Here is an 8,874-nt window from a genome sequence, read left to right as displayed (position 1 = left end):
GTCGAGATCGTAGATCAGGTCCGGCCGGTCACGTCGTGACGTTTCCTCTTTTCGAGCAGACACGTCGGCGCCGCTCAGAATCTTCGACGAGCGCGCCAGGACAGCATCGATCTCGGCAAATTCTTCAGCCAGAAGATCGTCCTCACCATCATCCCGACTATCGGGTTCAACTGAAGCAGTTCCAGCCCCCTCCCCTTCCGGGTTTTTTTGTCCCGCCGCCGACCCCAGCTTGCTGACGGCATCCGGGTCATTGGCAATCTCCCCAAGATATTCCACCGAGCCGGAACGTCCGCTCTCTGCAACCGCGATCGAAATCCGTTGCTTGTGAATATCCAAACCAACACATGAGCCCCGTCTCCTATGCATGAGGCTCTGTGCCGGCCAGCCGGCTTAACCCTCGTACCCTTGCATATCGGATGACGGGCCACCCTCAGGCCCAGCAATCATAGGGACTAGGGCATAGGATGCGCGGCGGCCTCCTCGGTGACAAGCCGGGAACAAGAGCGTTGCCGCAGCGACGTAAAGCATCCGCGCGCGCGGCTTGTCGACTGAACGCGGTGCGAAATGGACGAGCAGATATCGGCGGCACAAACCCGTCCGATTGCTCCGCAAGCGAGAGTGTTCTCTGTATCGAACACGTTGGCAAGCGCCACCACTTTCGCCACCGCCGTCTCGACTGACCTTCGCCACCCCGCCCGGCCGAGCAGTCGGTTCTCAAACGGGGCTTCGCGGCGTGAAACACGATCACTCCTTTGGGGTTGTTCTTGAAACGCACACTAGGGTTTTCTAACCTGACACACTCTTGAGATAGGCGATGACGTTTTTGATGTCGTCGGGTTTCTTAAGGCCAGGGAATCCCATTTTGTTCGTCGGCACCTTCGCCTTGGGGTTGATCAGATATTCCGTCAGGTTCGGCTCGTCCCATACGAGGCCCGCTGCACCCGCATCCTTCATGGCTTTCGAATACGGATAGCCAGGGACCGTTCCCGCTGTTCGGGCCACGACGCCTTTCAAGGTTGGTCCGACTTTGTTCGAGTCGGTATCAGCGTTGTGGCAGGCGGCGCACTTTTTGAAGACCGTCTTGCCGGCCTCGATATCCTGGGCCTGGGCGATCGGAGGCAGTAACGCCACAACCACGCTGGCGCCGATTGACAGACATTTCACCCAGGAACTGCCCGAATGAACATAAGACGGGCGATCCATATGTTTGTAAGCCATGATCCGAGCCTTCTTAATTATGTTGCTCCAAAAGGAGCTCTCATCGACTCCCTCGGTGTAGATTTCGCCCTTGGCATGCATGCGCAGCACGTATTGTGGAATGTTGGCCGTCGACTGGTCCCAAATCTGCTGCCTCGGGCATCAGCGTCATGTGAGCAGCTCACCGGGACAATTGTCGGCATTGTAGTTCGATGGGAATCTTGATGCGAGCACGTGGTCGAGAACCCGACAATGTAGCCGTGCGCTCCCGCGCCGCCTACCACTGTCGTGTTAACTGAAGTCGAGGTTCGTTCGGGTTCAGGTCGCCTAAGCTGGCCAGCTGTTCGATGGGTATTCTCCTCCCGTTCGAAATTGACGGGGGACGACGGTCGGCCAGCTTGTTGCAGCGATTCACGCATGCCTCCCATTGGGGCGAGATGTTCTCGCAAATGGCTCTGCAACGCTTGTGCCAGCCGAAAAAGGCCTCGCCTGCCGGATGGGGAAGTCTGGCCCCAAGTCCTTCAATTTCCTGCCGAGGTATAGCCTGACGGGAAAATGGAAATCTCATGGTCGCTTCTCAAACTCGGGGAGAGCGCAGGCCGAGCGATGTCTGGCCCGCTCAGCGCGGCAGCGGATTCGAGGACCTGGAGGCGTACCCGCGGAAGGACCCATTGGTCCCATAGATGGCGAGCAAACGTTCAACTTCCGCGGCACCGGCGCTCGCTTGCTCTTTCGCTCCATCGAGGAAAAGACGGCGCGCCAATCCATAGAAAACAGGAATACATACCCGAGCGAGCTGCGACGGCGTTCGGTCGCGTGGACCGCACGCCCTAGACGATACCCCACGCCCGATAACGGCCTCTCCCCGTAATCTCGCGCAGGCCAAGCTCGCCTACCAGGTTGAGCGCGCCCCTGGTCGTCACCCTCAGCTCTTTTTCGACCATTGCGCTCGAGACCAGCGGCCGGGTCAGGACGTAGTCGATGAGGCGCGGCAGCTTCGAGTTGCCACGCCTGTCCCTGGTCCGTCGCAGCATTTGCTACCGCGCCAGCATCAGTCGATCGTGTTCCTTCAGGCCAAGCGCGGCGGCTTCGGCAACCGCGTCGAGGAACGCCAGCAACCGCGTCGTCCTGGCGCCATGGCGCCGGCGTTCGCGGCTCATGACACGCAGGCCCACATTAAGGGCCAGCAGGTGGGCCGCGGTCTTCCGACGCTGCCGCAGCCCAGCTGCGACCAGGAGGGTGCCAAGCCACGGCTGATGTTGCAGCGGGCTGATGGATTCCCAAGCGTCCCAAAGCACCGCAGCAGCAAGAACGGGCGGAAGCTTCACGGCGCGATCAAGCAAGCTACGCCAGTCGTCGAGACGGGCAGACTCATCCGAATCCGGGTCGTGGATCAATGGATCGCGTTCGAGCGTCGGTTGCGGCCGAGGCGGCTGCTCGACCGCCACGCCGTTGAGAACTGCGCTCGAGCGTGCCAGCACCGCATCGATGGCCGCGAACTCCTCGGCCAGCGGATCCGGCTCGTCCGCCTCGTTTTGATCCCGGTCCTGCCTCGGCGCTAGAGCCCCCTCGCCTTCCGCGGCATTTTTCGCCGCCGTTACGCCGCGGCGGCCAGTCAGCTGCCGCAATCCCTCGCGGCCGAGCGCCCAGTCGGGGGCGTTGCCAAAAATCTGCCGGCGGGTGCGCAGGACCGCGTGCGCGCGGGTGAGCTCGTGCGTGGGCGCGCGGATGTCCATGTGCGCGTCATGTAGGACGAGGTCCTCGACGTGGACAAGCTCACCGTCGAGCCACAGCGTGGCGGCCGCATCATGGAAATGAAACCGCTCGACGAAACCGTCGCGCACCGGTGAGCGGGCGAGTCGCTCGTCCAGGCGAGCGACGGCGTCTTCGGCCATGATCAGCGGCCCGGCGAGCTCGGCCCACGGCATTGTCGTCGTGAGGTCACTATGGATCGTCATCGCGCATCGACTCCGTCATTGACAAGCACCACGTTGCGGAGCGGCCAACGCGGGCTTGGCCCGCTTGCCTCGTGCGCGCGCCCGAGCTCGCGCAGGATGGCTGCGGCCGAGACCCGCCACGTCAGATATTCGGTCTGGTCCTCGGCAATGACGAGAACGAACTCGTGGTACATGCGTGGGTGGGCGGTTCGCAGTTCGAAGCGAACCATGGGGCACAACGCCATGGTCGCGAAGACCGCGTCGCGGAATTTGCCGCGGATCTCGGGCTCACAGATCGGGCGCCTCCCGCACGACGGCGCCCGGCGCCCAGCCCAATCGCGCCAGGATTTCTCGGCATGACCAGACGATCGGCTCTGCTGCTTCCGGCACAGGTACCCTCACTAGGCCGAGACAAAAAGCTGGATCAGTTCACGGATGGACGCGACGGACACGGTCGGACTTTCCGCCTGGCCCGGCCCGGGCTGATCTCGACGGCCCGTCGGGTGTTGAAGCGGCGTGCTGAAGATCATGTTTTTTGTCCTCCTGTGGCTTTTACTTGCGTATTTCAATCCTGCGAATGTCATATCGGCGTTGGCTTTGGGTGGTATTGCGCGACTGATTTCTCGCTAAGAATTTCAATCATGCGGTGCCGCCTTGCAGAAGCTGTTGCAAAAGGGGCCTTCGGCCGCGTCCCGAACTGCGACCGACGACCACTGGTCGCAGGCGCGGCGGATAGCGAGCGAACTCGACAAGGTCCTCGATGGTTCCGCGCCGCGCCGATCGGCGATTGCTCGCGTAGCGGCTGAGCTGCGGTTGTCTACCCGTCAGATCTACAATCTCCTGGCGCGCTATCGTGACGATCGAACAGTAACGGTGCTCTTGCCGAGAACGGGCAACACACGCCGGAAGCGGTTGCCGTCGATGATCGAGGAAATCATTGCTGCGACATTGCGCGAGCAGTGGCTTGTTCTGGAAGCGCCGCCGCTCACCCCTGTCGTCGCCGAAATCCGTGCGCGCTGCGAGGAGGCTGGCCTTCGGCCGCCATCCTATATCACCGTTGCGCGGCGGGATCCCGGCATTGTTCACGCCGGAAGAGATCGCCAAGAAACGATCGGCGAATCCGAAGCACCTTCATCGGCTCAGGCCGCGTCCTGGCTATATCCATGCCCCGCGCCCGTTCGACGTCTGTCAGATCGATCACACGCCGACTGACATCAACTTCGTGGAGGTGGTCGACGGCGCCGGCATTTTCGTCGGCCGCGCCTACCTGACCATCCTCACCGACGTGTTCTCGCGCTGCATTCTGGGTTTCTGCCTGTCCCTGGAAAAGCCGTCGGTGCTGTCCGTAGCTCTGTGCCTTGCGCACGCAATGTGCCCGAAGGAGGAGTGGATGGCCGCACGCGGCCTTGACCATGACTGGCCAATGCTCGGCCGACCACGCCGACTCGTTACGGACTCGGCCAAGGAGTTCAAGGGGCGGGCGTTTCAGCGCGGCTGTGAGGAATACGGTATCGGCATCCGATATCGTGACCGCGGCCGCGTCCATCAGGGTGGTGTGGTCGAGCGTCTCCTGGGCAAGCTCAATGCCGTGCTCGCCACGCACCCAGGGTCGACCGGACGATCGGTGGCCGACCGTGACGAATATCCATCTGAGAAACGAGCTTGCCTGAGCTTTGCCGATCTCGAGCGTTGCGTCGCGCTTGCTATCGTCGACCACAATCTCCAGGAGAACGCCAAGACGCTAAAAGTGCCGCTGACCGAGTGGCAGACACATGCGGTGGATAGTCCGCGCTTCAATGACGACGCGCCTAATGTCCTGCTGACATTTCTGCCGGGTGCCGTACGACGCCTGACGCCGCAAGGCATCAGCATGTTTGCCCTGTTCTATTACGCGCCATGGCTCGGTTCGTTCGTTCCCGAACGCGACCGGTTGGGCAAGTTGGAGATTCGTTACGATCCGCGCGACATCAGCCATGTCTATGTCCGCGATCCCGCAGGCGTCGCCTTTCGCTCGGTCCGGCGCCGTGACGGGATTTTGACGCCGGTCACCCTGTGGGAGCACGAAGGCGACCGCGCCAACCGCCGGATGGCGAATGCCCGGTCGAATGTCGAGAAGGTCCAGCTCCGCCGTGAGATTGCGTCCGTTGCCGGAACCGCCAAGCACAAGAAGACGGAATTGCGCAACGCCGTTCGCGCTGGCCAGGCGGCGGGAGCTTCCAAGCCGTATCAGGCAATGGCGCCGGCGCCGCCGGCCCCGATGGAGCACCCGATGCGTCAAAAGCGGCGGCTGCCGATCGAAGAATGGTAGCGCGTGAATGGCCGATCATCTTCTCGACCATGTACGGCCCTATCTCGATGGAAACATTGAGGAGCGGATCGCCTTCATCCGCTCGCCGCGCTGGATCGGCCATCACGCGGCGCTGGACGCTCATGAGCGGTTGGCCGACTTGCTTTCCCGTCCGGCTGCACTGCGCACCGGCGGCCTGATGCTGATTGGTCCTTACGCCAACGGCAAGACGATGGTCGCCGAGCGATTCGCGATCGAGCATTTGAGGATGTCTCCGACGCAACGGGTCTGGATCGTGCAAACCCACGAGGGCGTGGGGCTTGCCAATTTCTATGCCAGCGTCCTTCACGCGCTGAAAGCGCCGATCGGCAACGTCCGCGATGTTGGTCGGAAGGCTGCGCAACTCGATCACTTGCTCGCCAGCCTCGCGCCCCGAATCCTGATCTTCGACGAATTCCACAACGCGTTACGCGGCCGCACCCGCGACGTCGAGGCGATCTTCGCCTTCCTGCGTCGGCTTGGCCGGATTCACGACATCTCGCCGGTGCTGATCGGTGAGGTCGCCGTCTATGACTGTGTCAATGCGACCGATGAAATGGCGAGCCGGTTCGAGCTGTGCGCGGTCCCGCGGTGGCGCTATGACGAAGAATACCTGGCGCTCCTCGACAGTCTCGAGGCGGCCCTGCCGCTCGCCAAAAGCTCCGACCTGTCGGAGGAAGATATGGCGCGCAAGATTTTTTCGCTCTCGGAGGGCCTGATCGGCGAGGTCGTCGCCATCCTCACCAAGGCGGCGGTGGTCGCCGTCCGATCCGGCGCCGAGTGCATCTCGATGGCGATGATCGATCGGTTAGGCCACATTCCGCTCTCGGCCCGTCGTCAGGCGCCGGTGCGCGAAGCCCTGCTGTAGCGGCTATGACCGGCACGGCCGAGTTCGCGATCGAAGTGCAGTCGCACTACCAGGAGATTCATTCCGATCGCTGGCCAGTCGTGGTCGTGCCGCAAGCGGATGAGCTGCTATCGAGCTGGCTCAATCGCCTGGCGTTCGCCAATGGCATCGCACCGCGCCATTTTGCCGACGTTTTCGGGATAGACGGCGGCATGTGGTCGGCGCGGCTCGATCTTGCGCTGCCGGATGGCGCGGCGCGCCTGCTTCATCACTATTCCGGAGTTGCGCGAGACACTTTGGCTGCAATGACCCTTGCGCAGGATGAGCGCACGCGCCTCCTGCTGCCACTGCGCCAGACCGGCCACCGAAGGCGCTCGACCTGGCTGCAATTCTGCCCTCAGTGCCTCACTTCCGATTTGGCGCCTTACTTCCGCCGGCGGTGGCGGATGGCGACCAGTATCTCCTGCCCGATGCACGGCTGCGGGCTGCGTGACCGGTGTCCGTCTTGCGGCAGCGGCACTGCAGCATTTGATCAACCGGGCCTTATTCCGCAGCATCATTGCGCCACTTGCCATTTCGACCTGAGAACAGCCGCGAAAGTCAGCGTGAAAGCGGCAACGCGGCGTTTCGAGCGCTGCCTTCATGACATGCTCCGCATGGAGGCCGCCAAGGGCTTTCTCACAAAGAGTTCGCTGATCGCGCGACTCCTCAGCCTTCCGACGGCCGTTGATCCCCGCTCGGCCAGGACGCTGATCAACCTATCTTCAGCCGCGCGCATTCGCTGTTTCGACCAAATAGCAGAAGAATGTCACGATCATCTGACGGCCGGGACGGAGGCTTCCCAAATCATCTTCTGGCATCAGCGCATTCTCGCGCCGGTAGCCTTGCTGCAGCCTTGCAACCGCTCTGCCAGTGGATGCGGAAGCGTGTCATGATCGAGGACGAAGCTCCCCCAAGGATGATTGATATCCAGGGCGTCGATCTTTCTGCCCTGATTGGCGCTTATCGACGTGTTGGAGAACGGCAGTTAGATGGCCATGGTACCAGAGCATATCGGCCTGTTGGAGGCCGAGCTGACACATCTGGCGTTTGATGGACAGACAGTGGTTCAGGCTTGCTGTGTCGAAATGCGATTTTGAAAGAGACGATGAGATTGAGCGGATCCGCGGCCGCCTGAAATCGCTCGCCGCAGAGCAACGCGCCCTTGAAGCAAGACTTGTCGAGCTCAATCAGCCGCAGGCGCTGCTCCCTTTGGCGGATGTGTCGAGGTCTTTCGCGAAAGCTGCGCCGGTCACCAATGCGTCAACGGCGGCAGAGAAAATTGCTCTGTGCCGCCGCCTGTTTGCCGGCCGATCGGACGTGCATCCGGTCCGCTGGGAAAACAGGAAGGCGGGGCGGTCGGGCTATGCGCCGGCCTGCGCCAATGAGTGGGTAAAGGGAATCTGCGGCAAGCCGCAGGTAAAATGCCGCGAAATGTCCCAACCAAGCCTTCATTCCCGTCTCCGACGAAGTAATTGAAAACCATCTGCGCGGCGCTACCGGGTCGCGACGCGGCTCCGAGAACTTCGTCGCCGGGGTCTACCCGCTGCTGCTCGACGAAACCTGCTGGTTCCTGGCGGCCGATTTCGACGGCGAGAGTTAGTCCGCGGATGCAATCGCCATGATGGAAACTTGCGATGCCAAGGGCATTGATTCCGCGCTCGAGCGGTCGCGGTCCGGCAATGGCGGGCATCTCTGGACTTCTCCGAACCGATCCCGGCGCGCACCGCGCGACAGCTCGGCTCCCTCCTCGTGACCGAGACCCTGGAGCGACGCCCGGAAATTGGCTTTGCTTCTTACGAACGCTTCTTTCCAAGCCAGGACACCATGCCGGTTGGCGGGTTCGGAAATCCCATCGCCCTTCCGCTGCAGCGGCGCGCGCGGAAACAGGGCAACAGCGTCTTTGTCGATCGAGATCTGCGTCCCTATGCCGACCAGTGGGCGCGTCCCCTTCCACGAGATCGGCATGGTCAGGAACAGCGTGTCGAGCCGGTGGTCGTCAAAGCCTTCTCCGAGATAGCGGCCTGTCGCTAGAATGAGCCGTTCCTGATCGTCCGATACGCGAAGGGCAGCCTCGGCCGCATTGCGGTCCGCAGCCTTCATGCCGCCGCGCAGGACCACGAGATTGCGAGCAAACTTGGCAAATCGCGCCTGCAAGCTACCTGGCCGAGCACAAGAAGGAGATGCTGCGCAAGCTGGAGGAGCCCAAGGCCGCCTGACGGCGGCGGGCGGGCTGGGCACTTGCGTTACTTGAAGACGGCGCGCCTGACCCGCCAACACCGGCGACCGTGATCGCAAATTTGCAGAAGACTCTGGACAGAGGTCCCCAACTGCATCAAAAATAGTCAGAGCTAAATTATGGAAGCCGATTGAGATGGAGGAGGAGGGCTTACAAGCCTTTGTACAGTCCCCCAAACTTTTCGATATCGATGGGTTTACCTGCGGACCGTTTAGCCATCGATTCCGATCGTTTTAGCTTCATCTCACGACGGGAATAGGCGCAGAGAGGTCTGGCCCTCGTGCAGAAA

General features: G+C 61.9%; 7 protein-coding genes and 4 pseudogenes. 5 read left to right on the top strand and 6 right to left on the bottom strand.

All coding sequences use genetic code 11. The annotated features are described in order from the left end of the window. From C9427_RS33075 to C9427_RS35305, 6 genes and pseudogenes are all read right to left on the bottom strand, one after another. Positions 1–336: pseudogene (locus tag C9427_RS33075) on the bottom strand (hypothetical protein); the annotation flags it as partial. 450 nt (positions 337–786) lie between these two features. After that, entirely contained in the window at positions 787–1,218 is a 432-nt protein-coding gene (locus C9427_RS33070) for a c-type cytochrome (RefSeq protein WP_245437278.1), read from the bottom strand. A 598-nt stretch (positions 1,219–1,816) separates the two neighbouring features. Continuing rightward, positions 1,817–1,960 carry a hypothetical protein gene (locus C9427_RS35135; RefSeq protein ID WP_245437277.1) on the bottom strand — a complete coding sequence of 48 codons (144 nt, stop codon included), beginning with the start codon at positions 1,958–1,960 and terminating at the stop codon, positions 1,817–1,819. Between the two features lie 67 nt (positions 1,961–2,027). Beyond that, positions 2,028–3,125: pseudogene (locus C9427_RS33060) on the bottom strand (RHE_PE00001 family protein). A gap of 26 nt (positions 3,126–3,151) precedes the next feature. Further along, positions 3,152–3,364, bottom strand: a complete 213-nt coding sequence (locus C9427_RS33055; RefSeq protein ID WP_245437276.1) for a hypothetical protein — start codon at positions 3,362–3,364, stop codon at positions 3,152–3,154. 171 nt (positions 3,365–3,535) lie between these two features. Then, a complete protein-coding gene (locus C9427_RS35305) occupies positions 3,536–3,664 on the bottom strand; it encodes a hypothetical protein (RefSeq protein ID WP_280954167.1) in 129 nt (42 codons plus the stop codon). A 133-nt stretch (positions 3,665–3,797) separates the two neighbouring features. Here C9427_RS35305 and C9427_RS33050 point away from each other — a divergent pair. The 5 genes and pseudogenes from C9427_RS33050 (at position 3,798) to C9427_RS35525 (ending at position 8,380) form a co-directional block, all read left to right on the top strand. After that, positions 3,798–5,442 (top strand): annotated as a pseudogene (locus C9427_RS33050) (Mu transposase C-terminal domain-containing protein). Between the two features lie 7 nt (positions 5,443–5,449). Next, positions 5,450–6,328, top strand: a complete 879-nt coding sequence (locus tag C9427_RS33045) for a TniB family NTP-binding protein (RefSeq protein WP_107653131.1) — start codon at positions 5,450–5,452, stop codon at positions 6,326–6,328. 5 nt (positions 6,329–6,333) lie between these two features. Continuing rightward, positions 6,334–7,242, top strand: a complete 909-nt coding sequence (locus C9427_RS33040) for a TniQ family protein (RefSeq protein ID WP_107653130.1) — start codon at positions 6,334–6,336, stop codon at positions 7,240–7,242. 157 nt (positions 7,243–7,399) lie between these two features. Beyond that, positions 7,400–7,825 (top strand): TOTE conflict system archaeo-eukaryotic primase domain-containing protein, encoded by a 426-nt coding sequence (locus tag C9427_RS34330; RefSeq protein WP_167434579.1) that lies wholly within the window; start codon positions 7,400–7,402, stop codon positions 7,823–7,825. Then, positions 7,800–8,380: pseudogene (locus C9427_RS35525) on the top strand (TOTE conflict system archaeo-eukaryotic primase domain-containing protein). Before C9427_RS34330 ends, C9427_RS35525 begins: the two are co-directional and overlap by 26 nt. Positions 8,381–8,874 lie beyond the last annotated feature (494 nt).

Origin of the sequence: Mesorhizobium helmanticense, from assembly GCF_003034915.1 — a bacterium.
Classification (GTDB): Bacteria; Pseudomonadota; Alphaproteobacteria; order Rhizobiales; family Rhizobiaceae; genus Mesorhizobium; species Mesorhizobium helmanticense.
The sequence above is the reverse complement of the archived record's forward strand: the minus strand, read 5'-3'. Positions and strand labels throughout refer to the sequence as shown.

What these genes read in the sequence shown, in the direction of transcription:
- C9427_RS33070 (WP_245437278.1), bottom strand. Translation starts at nt 1,218, where the DNA reads ATGGCTTACAAACATATGGATCGCCCGTCTTATGTTCATTCGGGCAGT.
- C9427_RS33055 (WP_245437276.1), bottom strand. Translation starts at nt 3,364, where the DNA reads ATGGTTCGCTTCGAACTGCGAACCGCCCACCCACGCATGTACCACGAG.
- C9427_RS35305 (WP_280954167.1), bottom strand. Translation starts at nt 3,664, where the DNA reads ATGATCTTCAGCACGCCGCTTCAACACCCGACGGGCCGTCGAGATCAG.
- C9427_RS33045 (WP_107653131.1), top strand. Translation starts at nt 5,450, where the DNA reads ATGGCCGATCATCTTCTCGACCATGTACGGCCCTATCTCGATGGAAAC.
- C9427_RS33040 (WP_107653130.1), top strand. Translation starts at nt 6,334, where the DNA reads ATGACCGGCACGGCCGAGTTCGCGATCGAAGTGCAGTCGCACTACCAG.
- C9427_RS34330 (WP_167434579.1), top strand. Translation starts at nt 7,400, where the DNA reads ATGGACAGACAGTGGTTCAGGCTTGCTGTGTCGAAATGCGATTTTGAA.